This is a genomic window from Serratia sp. CY37869 (assembly GCF_052168895.1).
GTDB classification, from domain to species: domain Bacteria; phylum Pseudomonadota; class Gammaproteobacteria; order Enterobacterales; family Enterobacteriaceae; genus Serratia; species Serratia ureilytica.
This window is the reverse complement of record NZ_JBJNLU010000005.1, coordinates 64,829-81,845: the sequence shown is the minus strand read 5'-3', so window position 1 is coordinate 81,845 and position 17,017 is coordinate 64,829. Positions and strand designations below refer to the sequence as shown.

The 17,017-nt window shown below is 61.2% G+C and carries 16 protein-coding genes; 10 read left to right on the top strand and 6 right to left on the bottom strand.

What is annotated here, in order from left to right; genetic code table 11:
- Nucleotides 1-33 precede the first annotated feature (33 nt).
- The 5 genes from dapF (at nt 34) to uvrD (ending at nt 5,433) form a co-directional block, all read left to right on the top strand.
- Nucleotides 34-858 carry a diaminopimelate epimerase gene (dapF, locus tag ACJ8J1_RS21905; protein WP_004934244.1) on the top strand — a complete coding sequence of 275 codons (825 nt, stop codon included), beginning with the start codon at nt 34-36 and terminating at the stop codon, nt 856-858.
- Nucleotides 855-1,568: a DUF484 domain-containing protein gene (locus ACJ8J1_RS21900; protein ID WP_033645022.1), complete on the top strand. Its 714-nt coding sequence runs from the start codon at nt 855-857 to the stop codon at nt 1,566-1,568. The genes dapF and ACJ8J1_RS21900 overlap by 4 nt, the downstream gene beginning before the upstream one ends.
- A complete protein-coding gene (gene xerC, locus ACJ8J1_RS21895) occupies nt 1,565-2,476 on the top strand; it encodes a tyrosine recombinase XerC (RefSeq protein WP_033645020.1) in 912 nt (303 codons plus the stop codon). Before ACJ8J1_RS21900 ends, xerC begins: the two co-directional genes overlap by 4 nt.
- Nucleotides 2,476-3,192, top strand: a complete 717-nt coding sequence (yigB, locus tag ACJ8J1_RS21890) for a 5-amino-6-(5-phospho-D-ribitylamino)uracil phosphatase YigB (RefSeq protein ID WP_033636653.1) — start codon at nt 2,476-2,478, stop codon at nt 3,190-3,192. The genes xerC and yigB overlap by 1 nt, the downstream gene beginning before the upstream one ends.
- 78 nt (nt 3,193-3,270) lie before the next feature.
- Nucleotides 3,271-5,433, top strand: coding sequence for a DNA helicase II (uvrD, locus tag ACJ8J1_RS21885; RefSeq protein WP_025304874.1), 2,163 nt, complete (start codon nt 3,271-3,273; stop codon nt 5,431-5,433).
- A 43-nt stretch (nt 5,434-5,476) separates the two neighbouring features.
- Here uvrD and ACJ8J1_RS21880 read toward each other — a convergent pair whose 3' ends face one another.
- Nucleotides 5,477-5,950, bottom strand: coding sequence for a WbuC family cupin fold metalloprotein (locus tag ACJ8J1_RS21880; RefSeq protein WP_025160392.1), 474 nt, complete (start codon nt 5,948-5,950; stop codon nt 5,477-5,479).
- 446 nt (nt 5,951-6,396) lie between these two features.
- On the opposite strand from ACJ8J1_RS21880, the gene corA reads away from it, so the two are divergent.
- Entirely contained in the window at nt 6,397-7,347 is a 951-nt protein-coding gene (gene corA, locus ACJ8J1_RS21875) for a magnesium/cobalt transporter CorA (RefSeq protein WP_004934262.1), read from the top strand.
- Between the two features lie 16 nt (nt 7,348-7,363).
- Here the strand turns inward: corA and rarD are convergent, their stop codons facing one another.
- Together rarD and ACJ8J1_RS21865 are read right to left on the bottom strand one after the other, a co-directional pair.
- Nucleotides 7,364-8,251 (bottom strand): EamA family transporter RarD, encoded by an 888-nt coding sequence (gene rarD / locus ACJ8J1_RS21870; RefSeq protein ID WP_442520427.1) that lies wholly within the window; start codon nt 8,249-8,251, stop codon nt 7,364-7,366.
- 66 nt (nt 8,252-8,317) lie between these two features.
- Nucleotides 8,318-8,788 (bottom strand): thioesterase family protein, encoded by a 471-nt coding sequence (locus ACJ8J1_RS21865; protein WP_033645017.1) that lies wholly within the window; start codon nt 8,786-8,788, stop codon nt 8,318-8,320.
- A 199-nt stretch (nt 8,789-8,987) separates the two neighbouring features.
- On the opposite strand from ACJ8J1_RS21865, the gene recQ reads away from it, so the two are divergent.
- Complete coding sequence (gene recQ, locus ACJ8J1_RS21860) at nt 8,988-10,820, top strand: ATP-dependent DNA helicase RecQ (protein ID WP_046688049.1); 1,833 nt, start codon at nt 8,988-8,990, stop codon at nt 10,818-10,820.
- A gap of 12 nt (nt 10,821-10,832) precedes the next feature.
- Nucleotides 10,833-11,453, top strand: a complete 621-nt coding sequence (rhtC, locus tag ACJ8J1_RS21855) for a threonine export protein RhtC (RefSeq protein WP_033645015.1) — start codon at nt 10,833-10,835, stop codon at nt 11,451-11,453.
- 48 nt (nt 11,454-11,501) lie between these two features.
- On the opposite strand, the gene rhtB is transcribed toward rhtC, so the two are convergent.
- Complete coding sequence (gene rhtB, locus ACJ8J1_RS21850; RefSeq protein WP_033645013.1) at nt 11,502-12,122, bottom strand: homoserine/homoserine lactone efflux protein; 621 nt, start codon at nt 12,120-12,122, stop codon at nt 11,502-11,504.
- A gap of 147 nt (nt 12,123-12,269) precedes the next feature.
- Here rhtB and pldB point away from each other — a divergent pair, with 147 nt between their 5' ends.
- Both pldB and yigL read left to right on the top strand, forming a co-directional pair.
- Entirely contained in the window at nt 12,270-13,313 is a 1,044-nt protein-coding gene (gene pldB, locus ACJ8J1_RS21845) for a lysophospholipase L2 (protein ID WP_033645012.1), read from the top strand.
- A 4-nt stretch (nt 13,314-13,317) separates the two neighbouring features.
- Complete coding sequence (gene yigL / locus ACJ8J1_RS21840) at nt 13,318-14,115, top strand: sugar/pyridoxal phosphate phosphatase YigL (protein ID WP_033645010.1); 798 nt, start codon at nt 13,318-13,320, stop codon at nt 14,113-14,115.
- Between the two features lie 32 nt (nt 14,116-14,147).
- Here yigL and glpQ read toward each other — a convergent pair whose 3' ends face one another.
- A complete protein-coding gene (gene glpQ, locus ACJ8J1_RS21835; RefSeq protein ID WP_025304882.1) occupies nt 14,148-15,227 on the bottom strand; it encodes a glycerophosphodiester phosphodiesterase in 1,080 nt (359 codons plus the stop codon).
- An 82-nt stretch (nt 15,228-15,309) separates the two neighbouring features.
- Complete coding sequence (gene glpT, locus ACJ8J1_RS21830) at nt 15,310-16,665, bottom strand: glycerol-3-phosphate transporter (protein ID WP_033645009.1); 1,356 nt, start codon at nt 16,663-16,665, stop codon at nt 15,310-15,312.
- Between the last annotated feature and the right edge of the window lie 352 nt (nt 16,666-17,017).

Genomic DNA, 17,017 nt, shown 5'->3' with positions numbered 1-17,017 from the left:
GACGGATAGCGCGTCCAGATAGCGGAGTATGATATGCAGTTCTCCAAAATGCACGGTCTGGGCAACGACTTTATGGTGGTCGATGCCGTTACACAGAATGTCTATTTTTCACCTGAGCTGATCCGCCGGCTGGCCGATCGGCACCTGGGCGTCGGCTTTGACCAGATGCTGGTGGTAGAACCGCCTTACGATCCCGAGCTGGATTTTCACTACCGAATTTTTAACGCCGACGGCAGCGAAGTGGCGCAGTGCGGCAACGGCGCGCGCTGTTTCGCGCGCTTTGTGCGGCTGAAAGGGTTGACCAACAAGCGCGATATCCGCGTTAGCACCCAAACCGGGCGCATGGTGCTCAGCGTCACCGACGACGATCTGGTGTGCGTCAACATGGGTGAGCCGAATTTCGATCCGCAGGCGGTGCCGTTCCGCGCCGCCAAGGCGGAAAAGACCTACATCATGCGCGCGGCGGAACATACCGTGCTGTGCGGCGTGGTGTCGATGGGCAACCCGCATTGTGTTTTGCAGGTGGATGATGTAAAAACCGCCAAGGTGGAGCTGCTTGGACCGGTGCTGGAAGGGCATGAGCGCTTCCCGGAACGGGCCAACATCGGCTTTATGCAAGTGGTCAGCCGCGATCACATCAAGCTGCGCGTTTACGAGCGCGGCGCCGGTGAAACGCAGGCCTGCGGCAGCGGCGCCTGTGCGGCGGTGGCGGTCGGGATCCAACAGGAATTGCTGTCAGAAGAGGTGCATGTAGAACTGCCGGGCGGCAGCCTGCATATTCGCTGGAAAGGGCCGGGCAATCCGCTGTTTATGACCGGTCCGGCAACCCATGTCTATGACGGATTTATTCATCTATGAAAAGCGTAGAAGAACAGAGCGTCGCCGGCCTGGCGCTGGATGACGACGCCGTGATGCAGTACCTGCTGCAGAACCCGGATTTCTTTATTCGCAACGCGCGCCAGGTTGAGCAGATGCGCGTGCCTCACCCGGTGCGCGGCACCGTTTCGCTGGTGGAATGGCATCTGGCTCGCCAGCGCAATCACATCGAACGGCTGGAAGAAGAGATCACGCTGTTGATGGAGCAGGCCAGCGCCAACGAAGGGCTGTTCGCCAGGCTGCTGCACCTGCAGGCCGATCTGGCCACCGCCGACAGCCTGCAGGACATGCTAAACCGGCTGCAGCGCTGGGCGCGCGGCTTCGGTTTGGCCGGCGCCACGGTGCGGCTGTTCGCCGAGCGCTGGAATATCGGCGCGCCTTCCGATTTCACCCATCTGGCGCTGACGCGTTCGGCGTTCGAGCCGTTCCGCATTCAGCGGCTGGGCAGCGAACAACACTATCTCGGCAGCCTGAACGGCCCCGAGCTGCTGCTGCTGTTGCCGCAGGCCAAACAGATTGGCCAAATTGGCTCGGTGGCGCTGTCGATGTTGGGCGACGACGGCGAGCTGGGCATGGTGATCTTCAGCAGCCGCGATACGCAACATTATCAGCAGGGCATGGGTACGGTGATGCTCAATCAGCTGGCGCGCATGCTGCCGGCGCTGCTGGAACGCTGGATCGAACGCGCATGACGCCGATTGCGCCCAGCCTGCAGCAGCCGGTGGACGCTTTTCTGCGTTATCTCAAGGTAGAACGGCAACTCAGCCCGCTGACGCAGCTCAGCTATTCACGCCAGCTGACGGCGCTGATGCGCCTGGCGCAGGAGATCGGCGTCACCGACTGGACGACGCTGGACGCCGCCCGGGTGCGCATGCTGGCGGCGCGCAGCAAACGCGCCGGTCTGCAGTCCGCCAGCCTGGCGCTGCGGCTCTCTTCGTTGCGTAGCTTCCTCGATTGGCTGGTCAGCCAGGGCGTGCTGCACGCCAACCCCGCGAAGGGCATCCGCACGCCGCGCAGCGGCCGCCATCTGCCGAAAAACATCGACGTCGATGAAATGAACCAGCTGCTGGAGATCGATCTCAACGATCCGCTGGCGGTGCGCGATCGCGCCATGCTGGAGGTGATGTACGGCGCCGGCCTGCGCCTCTCCGAGCTGGTGGGGCTGGATTGCCGCCATGTCGATATGGCGGCGGGCGAGGTGTGGGTGATGGGGAAAGGCAGCAAAGAACGCAAACTGCCGATTGGGCGCACCGCCGTCACCTGGCTGGAACACTGGCTGGCGATGCGCGATCTGTTTGGGCCGCAGGACGACGCCATGTTCCTGTCCAATCAGGGGCGACGCATCTCGACGCGCAACGTGCAAAAACGCTTCGCCGAATGGGGCGTGAAGCAGGGCGTCAATAGCCATATCCATCCGCACAAGCTGCGCCACTCCTTCGCCACCCATATGCTGGAGTCCAGCGGCGATCTGCGTGCGGTGCAGGAGCTGCTCGGCCATGCCAACCTGACCACCACGCAAATTTATACCCACCTCGACTTTCAACATCTGGCGAACGTGTACGATGCCGCGCATCCGCGCGCCAAACGGGGGAAATCCTGATGCATTTTTATCGCCCGCTGCGCCCGCTGGCGGCGCTGACTTTCGATCTGGACGACACGCTGTATGACAACCGTCCGGTGATCCGGCAAACCGAGCAGCAGTCGGTGGCCTTCCTGCAGAGCTACCATCCCGGCCTGAACGGCTTCCAGTCGGCGGATTTCCACCGCCTGCGCCAGGAACTGCGCGAGCAGGATCCGGAGATCTACCACGACGTCACCCAGTGGCGCTGGCGCGCCATTCATCTGGCGTTGAGCCGGCAGGGGCTGCGCGACGCCGAAGCGGCGATCGGGGCCGATGCGGCGATGCAGAATTTCGCGCTGTGGCGCAGCCGTATTGAGGTGCCGGAAGCGACCCATGCCACGCTGAAGGCGCTGGCGGCGCGCTACCCGCTGGTGGCGATCACCAACGGCAACGCCGATCCGGCGCAGTGCGGCCTGGACGGCTACTTTCAGTTTGTGCTGCGTTCCGGGCCGGACGGGCGCGCCAAGCCGTATCAGGACATGTATCACCTGGCCGTCGAGCGGCTGGGTGTGGCGCCCGAGCAGATCCTGCACGTGGGCGACGATCTGACCACCGACGTGGCCGGCGCGCTGCGCGCGGGGCTGCAGGCCTGTTGGATCAACGATCGGCAACGCAGCCTGATGCAGGCCGCCGACAGCCGCCTGCTGCCGCATATTGAGATTTCGCAGTTGGCATCGCTGACAGCATTGTTATAATCCCTGCCAGAACTCTGTATAAATTTCCAGTGAAAAACCCGTCGCCGGCGGGTTTTTCCTTAACCATTAGTGGTGCCTATGGACGTCTCCGATCTGCTCGACAGCCTGAATGAAAAACAACGTGAAGCCGTGGCGGCGCCGCGCAGCAACCTGTTGGTTCTGGCCGGAGCGGGCAGCGGCAAGACGCGGGTGCTGGTGCATCGCATCGCCTGGCTGCTGTCGGTGGAGAACTGCTCACCGTATTCGATCATGGCGGTGACCTTCACCAACAAGGCGGCGGCGGAAATGCGCCACCGTATCGAACATCTGATCGGCACCAGCCAGGGCGGCATGTGGATCGGCACTTTCCACGGTCTGGCGCACCGCCTGCTGCGCGCTCATCATCTGGAAGCCAACCTGCCGCAGGATTTCCAGATCCTCGACAGCGACGACCAGTTGCGGTTGCTCAAGCGCATCATCAAGGCGCTGAACGTCGACGAGAAACAGTGGCCGCCGCGTCAGGCGATGTGGTACATCAACGGCAAGAAAGACGAAGGCCTGCGCCCGCAGCACGTCGAGACCTACAACAACCCGGTAGAGGCCACCTGGCTGCGTATCTACCAGGCCTATCAGGAAGCCTGCGATCGCGCGGGGCTGGTGGATTTCGCCGAGCTGCTGCTGCGCGCGCACGAACTGTGGCTGAACAAGCCGCATATCCTCAACCACTATCGCGAACGTTTCACCAACGTGCTGGTGGACGAATTCCAGGATACCAACAGCATCCAGTACGCCTGGATCCGCCTGCTGGCGGGCGGTAACAGCAACGTGATGATCGTCGGCGACGATGACCAGTCTATCTACGGCTGGCGCGGCGCGCAGGTGGAAAACATCCAGCGCTTCCTGAAGGATTTCCCCGGCGCGGAAACCATCCGCCTGGAGCAGAACTACCGTTCCACCAGCAACATCCTGAAAGCGGCCAACACCCTGATCGCCAACAACGACGGGCGCATGGGGAAAAACCTGTGGACCGAAGGCGGCGAAGGCGAGCCGATTTCCCTCTACTGCGCCTTCAACGAACTCGACGAAGCGCGCTTCGTGGTCAACCGCATCAAGACCTGGCAAGACAACGGCGGCGCGCTGAACGATTGCGCCATTTTGTACCGCAGCAACGCCCAGTCGCGTGTGCTGGAAGAGGCGCTGCTGCAGACGGCGATGCCGTACCGCATCTACGGCGGCCAGCGGTTCTTCGAACGTCAGGAAATCAAGGATGCGCTGGCTTACCTGCGCCTGATCTCCAACCGCAACGACGACGCGGCCTTCGAGCGCGTGGTCAACACCCCGACGCGCGGCATCGGCGATCGCACCCTCGACGTAGTGCGCCAGGCGGCGCGCGATCGCCAGCTGACGCTGTGGCAGGCGACGCGTGAACTGATGCAGGACAAGGTTCTGGCCGGCCGCGCCGCGTCGGCGCTGCAGCGCTTCATCGAGCTGGTGGAGTCGCTGGCGCATGAAACCGCCGATATGCCGCTGCACGTGCAGACCGATCGGGTGATCCGCGACTCCGGGCTGTTCATCATGTATGAGCAGGAAAAGGGCGAGAAGGGACAGGCGCGCATCGAAAACCTTGAGGAACTGGTGACGGCGACGCGCCAGTTCAGCTATCAGGAAGAAGATCAGGATCTGATGCCGCTGCAGGCATTCCTGTCGCACGCGGCGCTGGAAGCGGGCGAAGGCCAGGCCGACGCCTATCAGGACGCGGTGCAGCTGATGACCCTGCACTCGGCCAAGGGGTTGGAGTTCCCGCTGGTGTTTATCGTCGGCATGGAAGAAGGCATGTTCCCGAGCCAGATGTCGCTGGACGAAGGCGGCCGTCTGGAGGAGGAGCGCCGTCTGGCCTATGTGGGCGTGACGCGCGCCATGCAGAAACTGACGCTGACCTATGCCGAAACGCGCCGTCTGTACGGCAAAGAGGTTTATCACCGGCCGTCGCGCTTTATCGGCGAATTGCCGGAGGAGTGCGTGGAAGAAGTGCGCCTGCGCGCCAGCGTATCGCGCCCGGTCAATCACCGCCGCATGGGCACGCCGATCAGCGAGAACGACACCGGTTACAAGCTGGGCCAGCGCGTGCGTCATCCCAAGTTTGGCGAAGGCACCATCGTCAATCTGGAGGGCAGTGGCGAGCACAGCCGGCTGCAGATCGCCTTCCCGGGTGAGGGCATCAAATGGCTGGTGGCGGCCTACGCGCGTTTGGAAACGGTATAAAGAGAGAGGCGTTGCAGGGGCCAGCCCCTGCAACCTTTCACGATCAGTGAGGGTACCGGTCGCCGACCTGGGCGGTGGCATACCAGCGCATCACCGCTTCGGTGCCTTCACCGCCTTCCTGCGGCGCCCACTGCATGCAGTCTTCTTCGGTCAGCGCCTGATACGGGCCCTGCTTCACTTCGAACACTACGCCGCCGGCATCGACCGACAGCACCGCATGCCAGGTAAAGGCCGGCATCTCCAGCACTTTGGTTTCTTCGCCGAGCAGGGTGCGCTGTGTTACAACGCCGTCATCGTTGAACTGCAGCACCACAAAGCGGCCGCGCAGCGGCGTCAGCAGCTCCCAGGTTTGCGGATGGCGGTGCGGGCGGATATAGGTGCCGGGTTCCATGGCGATCGCCAGGCGTTGCACCGGGTCGCTCAGCTCTTCGTGTAAGGTGCGGTGCGCGCGCAGGCGGGCCACGCTGGCGGCCTGTTCGCTCATCGCGGTCAGTTCATGGGCGGTAATCTGTTTCATCATTTAAATCCGCATGCTTGTCGTACCATTAGGGTGATGTCATCTTAGCAACATTCTTGGTGGCGGTAAGCGATCGCCGCGACTTTTTCAGTACGGTTTAAGCCCCATTTCTGCTATTGATCATCGTGATGATTTGTTGCGCAATTATCCCGCCTAACGTGTTGACAGGCTTTTTCTTCTCGGCGTAACATGCGCGCACTATTATCATTGAGGACAGACGCCTTGGACACACCCAGTAGATACTGGCTCACTGACCTGCGCCGCAGGTATAACTTCTAAGGCTCTCCGTTTTTGCTGATAGCCTTCGTGGTTGTCGGCGACCCCGCAAAGTGTCGCTATGAGTCAGATCTCTTCATGGTCTGAAACAAATCGGTGATACGCATCTCCCTCTGTTTCTGTGCTTCAACGCGTTGTCCGCACCCGTTACCTTCACGGAGTTTTGGCACATGCTGAGCGCTTTTAAATTAGATAACCGCCGCTTGTCCCGTCTGGAACTGGACGACTCGGATGATCTCACGTCATCGCTGTGGGTTGATCTGGTCGAGCCGGAAGAGGGCGAGCGTGAGCGCGTGCAGAATGAGCTGGGACAAAGCCTGGCGACGCGTCCCGAACTGGACGACATCGAAGCCTCCGCCCGTTTCTTCGAAGACGAAGACGGTCTGCATATCCACTCCTTTTTCTACTTTGAAGATGCGGAAGATCACGCCGGCAACTCCACGGTGGCGTTCACCATCCGCGACGGCCGCCTGTATACCCTGCGTGAGCGTGAACTGCCGGCGTTCCGCCTGTACCGCATGCGCGCCCGCAACCAGACGATGCTCGAAGGCAACGCTTACGAACTGCTGCTGGATCTGTTCGAGACCAAGATTGAACAGCTGGCGGACGAGATAGAGAATATCTACAGCGATCTGGAACAGCTCAGCCGGGTGATCATGGAAGGGCATCAGGGCGACGAATACGACGCCGCGCTCTCGACGCTGGCGGAGCTGGAAGATATCGGCTGGAAGGTGCGTTTGTGCCTGATGGATACCCAGCGCGCGCTCAACTTCCTGGTGCGCAAGGCGCGTCTGCCGACCGGCCAGCTGGAGCAGGCGCGTGAAGTGCTGCGCGACATCGAATCCCTGCTGCCGCACAACGAATCGCTGTTCCAGAAGGTGAACTTCCTGATGCAGGCGGCGATGGGCTTCATCAACATCGAACAGAACCGTATTATCAAGATCTTCTCGGTGGTGTCGGTGGTGTTCCTGCCGCCTACGCTGGTGGCTTCCAGCTACGGCATGAACTTCGAATTCATGCCGGAACTGAAATGGTCGTTCGGCTACCCGGGCGCGATCACGCTGATGATCCTGGCGGGCCTGGCCCCTTACCTGTACTTCAAGCGCAAGAACTGGCTGTAACCCGGCGGCGCCGGGCTCAGCGCAGCTTGCGCTGGGTATAGAGCGCGTCGAGGGTGAACAGGATCAGCGCCGCCCAGATAAAGCCGAAGGTCACCAGCTTGTCCTGGCCGACGGTCTCGCCGTAGAAGGTGACCGCCAGCAGGAACATCAGCGTCGGGCCGAGATACTGGAAGAAACCGAGCGTCGATAGGCGCAGCCGGGTAGCCGCCGCGGTGAAGCACAGCAGCGGCACGGTGGTGACGATGCCGGCGGCGACCAGCAGCAGGTTCAGCGACCACGGGTTGGCGCTCAGGTGGCTGGTGGGGCTGTCGGCGAACAGGAACAGATAGGCCGCCGCCACCGGCAGCAGCCACAGCGTTTCAATCAGCATGCCGGTCTGCGCGTCGATGGCGATTTTCTTGCGCAGCAGGCCATAGAAGGCAAAGCTGAACGCCAGCCCCAGACCGATGATCGGCAACGACCCGAACTGCCAGAGCTGCACCAGCCCCCCGGTGAACGCCAGCGCCACCGCTACCCACTGCATGCGGCGGAAACGTTCGCCGAGAAACAGCATCCCCAACAGCACGTTAACCAGCGGGTTGATGAAGTAGCCCAGGCTGGCTTCCAGCATATGGTGATTGTTCACCGCCCAGATGAACAGCAGCCAGTTGCCGCCGATCAACAGCGCGGTGACCGCCAGCAACAGCAGCCGTTTGCGATTTTGGCAGGCGGCGCGCACTTTAGGCCAGTTGCGGCCCAGCGTGATCAGCGCCAGCATGAAGAAAAACGACCAGATGATCCGGTGGGTGAGGATCTCATCCGCGGACACTTGCTGGATCAGTTTGAAATAAGCCGGGGCGATGCCCCACATAAAATAGGCGGCCAGGGCAAAGAAAATGCCCTGACGCGTTTGCTTTGCGTCCATGACGTCACTCTGGTGGGGAACTTAAGATGCGGTGAGTGTACTGAAGACGCTCACCGCACACAATCATCAGCCGACCAGGTAGGTGGCGGTGGCGGTCGCGATATGCAGGCCGTCGTGGTTATGCAGTTCTACGCGCGCGACGGCGACTTTGTTGCCGCTGCGCAGCACGCTGGCGGAGGCGACGAAGTGCTCGCCGCGGCCGGGGCGCAGGTAGTCGACGCGCAGGTCGATGGTGCCCATGCGCGACAGCTTGGCGGCGATCTCCTCTTCAACCAGCGGCTCCAGGCGCGTCAGCACGCCGCCGGCGCAGGCCAGCCCGGCGGCGACGTCAAGCACGGCGGCGATCACGCCGCCGTGCAGAATTTCCTGCGCGGCGTTGCCCACCAGCTTGCGCTGGTTGGTGAAGCTCAGCTCGACGTAGTCATCGTCGAAGCGGCGCAGCTCCAGGCCAAGCTCGCGGTTGAACGGCATGTGGTAGACAAAAATTTCGCCGATCTTGCGGCGGGCGGCTTCCAGGGTCAGTGGTGTTGTCGACATAGCGGGTTTCCGTTTTTCTTTTGCGTTTTAAGGGAGCTAACTGGTCAGTCCAGGTTAATGGAATGTTGATTTTATGCTTAACCTTTGTTGCTTGCCAGCCCGTTTAGGCAAAAGAGTCACGCGCGCGTTGGTGTCATGCTGAACGATATTGTGTAATCATACCCGGTGGGTGTGTACCGATGAAAAAATGGGGAAGTGTGTGTCAACCGCAGCAGTGATTAACAGAGAGTTGCTGGCCGAGCAGGTATTGCGCGATACCTTCGGCTACCAGCAATTCCGTCCGGGGCAGCAAACGATTATCAATGCCGCGATCGGCGGGCAGGATTGCCTGGTGGTGATGCCGACCGGCGGCGGCAAGTCGTTGTGTTACCAAATCCCTGCGCTGGTGATGGACGGCCTGACGCTGGTCGTTTCTCCGCTGATCTCGCTGATGAAGGATCAGGTCGACCAACTGTTGGCCTACGGCGTTTCCGCCGCCTGCTACAACTCGACGCAAACCCGCGAGGAGCAGCTGGACGTCATGGCCGGCTGCCGCAACGGCACCATCAAGATGCTGTACATCGCGCCGGAGCGGCTGATGATGGAAAGCTTCCTCAACCTGCTCGATCACTGCCCGCCGGCGATGCTGGCGGTGGATGAGGCGCACTGCATCTCCCAATGGGGCCACGACTTCCGGCCGGAATACCGCGCGCTGGGGCAGTTGAAACAGCGCTTCCCGTCGATGCCGGTGATCGCGTTGACCGCCACTGCCGACGAAGCCACGCGCGGCGATATCGTGCGTCTGCTGTCGCTGCAGGATCCGCTGGTGCAGGTCAGCAGCTTCGACCGACCGAACATCCGCTACACGCTGGTGGAAAAATTCAAACCGCTCGACCAGCTGTGGCGCTTCGTGCAGGATCAGCGCGGCAAGAGCGGCATTATCTATTGCAACAGCCGCGCCAAGGTGGAAGACACCGCCGCGCGCCTGCAAAGCCGCGGGCTGAGCGTCGGCGCTTACCACGCGGGGCTGGACAACGATCGCCGCGCCCAGGTGCAGGAGGCGTTCCAGCGTGACGATCTGCAGGTGGTGGTGGCCACCGTCGCCTTCGGCATGGGCATTAACAAACCCAACGTGCGTTTTGTGGTGCATTTCGACATCCCGCGCAATATCGAATCCTATTATCAGGAGACCGGCCGCGCCGGGCGCGACGGCCTGCCGGCCGAAGCCATCCTGCTGTACGATCCCGCCGACATGGCCTGGCTGCGCCGCTGTCTGGAGGAGAAACCCGCCGGGCAACAGCTGGACATCGAGCGTCACAAGCTGAACGCCATGGGCGCTTTCGCCGAGGCGCAAACCTGCCGTCGCCTGGTGCTGCTCAATTACTTCGGCGAAGGCAAGCACGAAAACTGCGGCAACTGCGATATCTGCCTCGATCCGCCCAAGCGCTACGACGGGCTGGAGGACGCGCGCAAGGCGCTGTCTTGCGTGTACCGCGTCGGCCAGCGCTTTGGCCTCGGGTACATCGTGGAAGTGCTGCGCGGATCCAACAATCAGCGCATTCGCGAATACGGTCACGACAAGCTGCCGGTGTACGGCATTGGCCGCGATCAAACCACGGAGCACTGGACCAGCGTGCTGCGTCAGCTGATCCACCTGGGCTTTATCACCCAGAACATCGCCATGCACTCGGCGCTGCAATTGACCGAGGCGGCGCGTCCGGTGTTGCGCGGCGAGGTGGCGCTGCAGCTGGCGGTGCCGCGCATTCAGAGCCTGAAGTCGCGCAGCAGCGCCAACCAGAAATCCTACGGCGGCAATTACGATCGCAAGCTGTTCGCCAAGCTGCGCAAACTGCGCAAGTCGATCGCCGACGAAGAAAACATTCCACCCTACGTGGTGTTCAACGACGCCACGCTGCTGGAAATGGCCGAACAGATGCCGATCAAGGCCGGCGATCTGCTGAGCGTCAACGGCGTGGGGCAGCGCAAACTGGAGCGTTTCGGCGCGCCCTTTATGGCGATGATCCGCGACCATCTCGACAATGACGAAGACTGAGGGCGATAAATCATGCTGATGCTGTTTCTCACCGTGGCGCTGGTGCATCTGATTGCGCTGATGAGCCCGGGGCCGGACTTCTTTTTCGTGTCGCAGACCGCCGCCAGCCGCTCGCGCCGCGAGGCGATGATGGGCGTGGTCGGCATTTCGCTCGGCATCGTGGTATGGGCCGGCGTGGCGTTGATGGGGCTGCATCTGATCCTGCAGAAGATGGCCTGGCTGCATCAGATAATCATGGTCGGCGGCGGCATTTACCTGTGCTGGATGGGGTGGCAACTGCTGCGTTCCGCGCGGGCGCAGCAAGCTCCGCCCGCGGCAGAGGCCCAGGTGGCGTTGCCGAAGGCCGGGCGCAGCTTTATTCGCGGCTTCTTGACCAACCTGTCCAACCCGAAAGCGGTGATCTATTTCGGCAGCGTGTTCTCGCTGTTCGTCGGCGACAGCGTCGGCGCCGGGGCGCGCTGGGGGCTGTTCTTGCTGATCGTCGCCGAGACCTTCGTCTGGTTCAGCCTGGTGGCGGTGGTGTTCGCGCTGCCGGCGATGCGCCGCGGTTATCAGCGGTTGGCCAAGTGGATAGACGGGGTGGCTGGCGTGCTGTTTACCGGCTTCGGGTTACACCTGATCTTTACCCGCTAACCGGCAGTGAAATGCCCAAGGCCGAGCAGCGATGCCCGGCCTTTTTTGTCAGGCTTTGCGGGCGGTCGCCAGCAGCCCCGCCACCAAAATAAACAGCGAACCGAACACCCGATTGAGCAGCTGCATTTGACGCGGGGTCTTCAGCCAGCCGGCGATGCGCGTCGCCAGGGTGGCGTAACCGATCATCACCAGAATATCCACCACCACGGTGGTGACGCCGAGCACCAGATACTGTTCGGCCTGCGGCTGATGGGGCAAGATGAACTGCGGGAACAGCGCGGCGAGGAACACGATGCTTTTCGGGTTGGTCAGGTTGACCAGCACTGCGCGGCGGAACAGGCGGCGGCGCGGCATGCTGCCCGCCAGCGCATGCAGATCCAGCGCGCCGGCGGCGCGCCATTGCTGGATGCCGAGCCACACCAGGTAGGCGGCGCCCAGCCATTTCAGCAGCTCGAACGCCAGCAGCGATTGCGATATCAGCGCGCCGAGGCCGATGCCCACCAGCACGATGTGCGCGCTCAGCCCGACCTGCAGCCCGGCGATTGACGCGGCGGCGCCGCGATAGCCGTGGCTGATGCCGGTGCTCATGGTGTTGATGGCACCGGATCCGGGGGACAGGCTAAGGATAAGCGTGGTCAGCAGGTAGGTTAACCACCAGTCCAAGGTCATGGTTCTCGGCTCCCTGAAAGTGTCGTTTTGTGCCACAATGCGCCGAGGCGGCGCCGTTTTTTGTCAGAATTGAATCACAATACGCTAGTATGATTTCTTGTGCCAGCGGTCACATTTTCCGCCGGCTCCACAGGGAAAACGCTCTCGATGACCTCGTTCACTCTCAGCTCCGATGACTGGTTAACGCGTGAAACGCAGTTCGCTGCCTTCGCCACCGGGCCGCTGCTGGATTTCTGGCGGCAGCGCGAAGAAGGCGAGTTCAGCGGCGTGGACGGCGTGCCGATCCGCTTTGTGCGCTTCCGTTCCGCGCGGCATCAGCGGGTTGTGGTGGTCAGCCCCGGCCGCATCGAAAGCTACGTGAAATACCCTGAGGTGGCCTACGACCTGTTCCACTGCGGTTACGACGTGGTGATCGTCGATCATCGCGGCCAGGGGCGCTCCGGGCGTTTACTGGCGGATACGCACCGCGGTCATGTGGTAAACTTTGCCGACTACGTGGACGATTTCGAGCAGCTGTGGCTGCGCGAGGTCGAGTCGCGCGGTTACCGGCAGCGTTTCGCGCTGGCGCATTCGATGGGCGGCGCGATCCTGGCGCAGTTCCTGCAGCGCCGGCCGCAGGCGTTCGACGCGGCGGCGTTTTGCGCGCCGATGTTCGGCATCCAGTTGCCGATGCCGGGCTGGCTGGCCGACCGCATTCTCGACTGGGTGGAGACACGCCCGGCGATCCGTGATTATTACGCGGTGGGCACCGGCCAGTGGCGTCCGCTGCCCTATGTGGTCAACGTGTTGACTCACAGCCGCGAGCGCTACCGGCGCAGCCTGCGTTATTACGCCGACTATCCCGAGCTGCAGGTGGGCGGGCCGACTTACCATTGGGTGCGTGAGAGCATCCGCGCCGGCCGGCAGATCATCGCGCAGGCCGGGAAAATCACAACGCCGCTGTTGCTTTTGCAGGCCGGTGAAGAACGGGTGGTCGACAACCGTTCGCACCAGGCTTTTTGTCAGGCTCTGTCAGACGCGGGGCGCCCTTGCGAAGGGGGGCTTCCGTGGGTTATCAACGGCGCACGCCATGAGATCCTGTTCGAGCGGGACGCGATGCGCGCCGAAGCACTGAACGCAATCCTGCGCTTCTTTGCTCAACACTTAGGCGGCGCGCTGCCGCCGACAACTCCATCAGAGGTTAGAACATAACGCTATGTATCACGTCGTCGCTTCCGATTTAGATGGCACGCTGCTGTCTCCCGACCATACCCTGTCGCCGTACGCCAAAGAAACGCTGAAGTTGCTGACCCAGCGCGGCGTGCATTTCGTGTTCGCCACCGGCCGCCACCACATCGACGTGGCGCAGATCCGCGACAGCCTGGAAATCAGCGCCTTTATGATCACCTCCAACGGCGCGCGGGTGCACAACACGGCTGGCGAGCTGATCTTCAGCCATAACCTGGACGGGGATATCGCCCGCGATCTGTACGGCATGCTGCACGACGATCCGCAGATTACCACCAACGTCTACCGCAACGACGATTGGTTTACCAACCGCGAAAGCCCGGAGCAGGAAGAGTACTTCCAGGAGTCGGTGTTCAAATATCAGCTGTTCGAGCCGGGCCTGCTGGAAACCGACGGCGTCTGCAAGGTTTACTTCACCTGTGAAGACCACGAGCGGTTGCTGCAGGTGGAAGACGCCATCAACGCCCGCTGGGGCGATCGGGTCAACGTCAGCTTCTCGTTCCCGACCTGCCTGGAAGTGATGGCGGGCGGCGTGTCGAAAGGGCATGCGCTGGAAGAAGTGGCCAAGATCATCGGTTATACGCTGCAAGAGTGCATCGCCTTCGGCGACGGCATGAACGATCTGGAGATGCTGTCGATGGCCGGCAAGGGCTGCATCATGCGCGATGCGCATCAGCGCCTGAAGGATATGCTGCCGGAGCTGGAGGTGATCGGTTCCAATGCCGATAACGCGGTGCCGCACTACCTGCGCAAGATGTTCCTCTGAAATAATCAGGGCGCCTTGCAGCGCCCTTGTTATTACTTGTGCTGGCCCTGCTTCTGCAGGAACTGCACGCCCTTGTCCGGGAAGTCGGTGAACACGCCGTCGACGCCGGCCTGGTTGTAAATCACGTCATACAGCTGGTTTACGTCGGTCACGTACTTCGGCAGCGCATCGGCGCGGATGGTGAACGGGTGCACCGCCAGCTTGCTGGCGTGCGCTTCTTTCACCATGTCGGTCAGCACGATGTGGCCCGGTTTGGATTGATCCGCCACCACCAGCATGTGGTAGTCCGGCCCGATGCCGTCGGCATACTGAGCGATTTTCTTCATCGCGCCCGGTTTGAACATCCAGTCATAGTCGTATTCCACCCACTTGCCGTCGGCTTTCTGCTCGTAGGTTTCCTGCCAGTCGTTGTAGGCGATCAGCTGCACCAGCTTCAGATCCATGCCCAGCTTCGGCTCCAGCTCGTTCTTGATGCGTTTGAGCTCGTTGGCGTCGAAGCACTGCAGGTAGACGTTGTCGTTCTTGCCGGTGTAGCCGTACTGCTTGAGCACCGCCAGCACTTTGCTGGAGATGTCTTTGCCTTCCTGCTTGTGGAACCAAGGCGCTTTGATTTCAGGATAGATGCCGATGTTTTTGCCGGTCGAATGGTTCAGACCCTGTACGAATTCGATCTCTTCCTGGAAGGTGTGGACGCGGAAGTCGGATTTGCCCATCGGGAAGCGGCCAGGGTAGCCCTGTACCTTCTTGCCGTTTTCGATGTCAAAGCCTTCGGTGAACTTCAGCGATTTGATCTCCGCCAGCGTAAAGTCGATGGCGTAATAACGACCGTCTTTTCGTGCGCGGTTCGGGAAACGTTCGGCGACGTCGGTGACGCGATCGAGGTAATGGTCGTGCAGCACCACCAGCTCGTTGTCCTTGGTCATCACCAGATCTTGCTCGAGGTAATCGGCGCCTTGCGCGTAGGCCATCGCCTTCGCCGGCAGGGTGTGTTCCGGCAGGTAGCCGCTGGCACCGCGGTGGGCGATCACCACTTTGTCCGCCGCCTGCGCGGCGCTGACCATTGAGGTGGCGAGAATGATCCCTGTCAGCAGGGCTTTGACTTGAGTCCGCATTCCGTTTTCTCCGTGTTGTTGGGGGCAGGGTAGTAAAAAGGCCGCAGGGCGGCCTTTAAATCATGCAAAAGTCGTGTGACGGTTAGCCGCGCTTGCCGGCAGCGATTTCCGCGTGGTGTTTCTTCTCGTTCAGCATGGTCAGCAGCAGCAGGATAACCGCCAGCACGCCGCCGCCGATCATCACCATGAAGCCGCCGTCCCAACCGAAGAAGTCTACGGTGTAACCGACGATGGCGCTGGCCGCAACCGAGCCGCCCAGGTAGCCGAACAGGCCGGTGAAGCCCGCGGCGGTGCCGGCGGCTTTCTTCGGCGCCAGCTCCAGCGCGTGCAGGCCGATCAGCATTACCGGACCGTAGATCAGGAAGCCGATGACCAGCATACAGATCATGTCCACGGTCGGGTTACCGGCCGGGTTCATCCAGAACACCACGGTGGCGATGGTCACCAGCGTCATGAAGAACACGCCGGTGGCGCCGCGGTTGCCTTTGAACACTTTGTCCGACATCCAGCCGCACAGCAGGGTGCCCGGGATACCGGCGTATTCATACAGGAAGTAGGCCCAGGAAGACTTGTCCAGCGCGAAGTGCTTCACTTCTTTCAGGTAGGTCGGCGACCAGTCCAGAATGCCGTAACGCAGCAGGTAGACGAACACGTTGGCGACCGCGATGTACCACAGCAGCTTGTTCGGCAGGATGTACTGCATGAAGATCTGCTTGGCGGTCAGCTCTTCTTCGTCTTTTTCGCTGTAGTCGTCCGGGTAGTCGTTTTTGTACTCTTCAATCGGCGGCAGGCCGCAGGATTGCGGGGTGTCGCGCATCAGGCCGAAGGCGATCAGGGCCACCAGGATGGCGCCGAAGGCCGGCATGTACAGCGCCGCGTGCCAGTCGTTGAACCAGGCCATGCCCAGCAGGAACAGCAGCGGCGGCAGGCCGCCGCCCACGTTGTGGGCGCAGTTCCAGATGGAGACGATGCCGCCGCGTTCTTTCTGCGACCACCAGTGCACCATGGTGCGGCCGCACGGCGGCCAGCCCATGCCCTGGAACCAGCCGCACAGGAACAGCAGGACGAACATGATGGCGATGCTGGAGGTTGCCCACGGCACGAAGCCCATGAACAACATCACCGCCGCCGCCAGGATCAGGCCGGCAGGCAGGAACACTCGCGGGTTGGAACGGTCGGAGACCGAACCCATGATGAATTTGGAGAAGCCGTAGGCGATGGAGATGCCCGACAGCGCGAAGCCGAGGTCACCGCGGCTGAAGCCTTGTTCGATCAGGTAAGGCATGGCCAGGGTGAAGTTCTTACGCACCAGATAGTAGGCGGCGTAACCGAAGAAGATCCCCAGGAAAATTTGCCAGCGCAGCTTACGGTAGAGCGGGTCTACCTTATCGCTCGGCACACGGGCGATGTGTGCGGCCGGCTTAAAAATACTCAACATGAGCGCCTCCGATGGCTTTATCTGTTATCACATCAATATGACCTTTTACGTTCATTTGATGATTGAGCGGATATCGAATGTGGTGTTTTTGTGTTCCATAACGAGCGCCATTGTCATCAAATACGCCTGGTGTCGCTGTGACGAATGGCGCAATTGTTACACTTTCATGAAACCACGGCGGATTTTGAGCGATTCGTTAACGTTATGAAATAGAAAAACGTCCAAAAATCGTGATTATGATCACATTGATGGTTTTTTGTGGACATTTTTATTTCGTTTCATGTTCGTTATTGTTCCTTATCAAACAAAGACCCTAATAACCGTGGCTCAATAGGCTCATAACTACCGATCC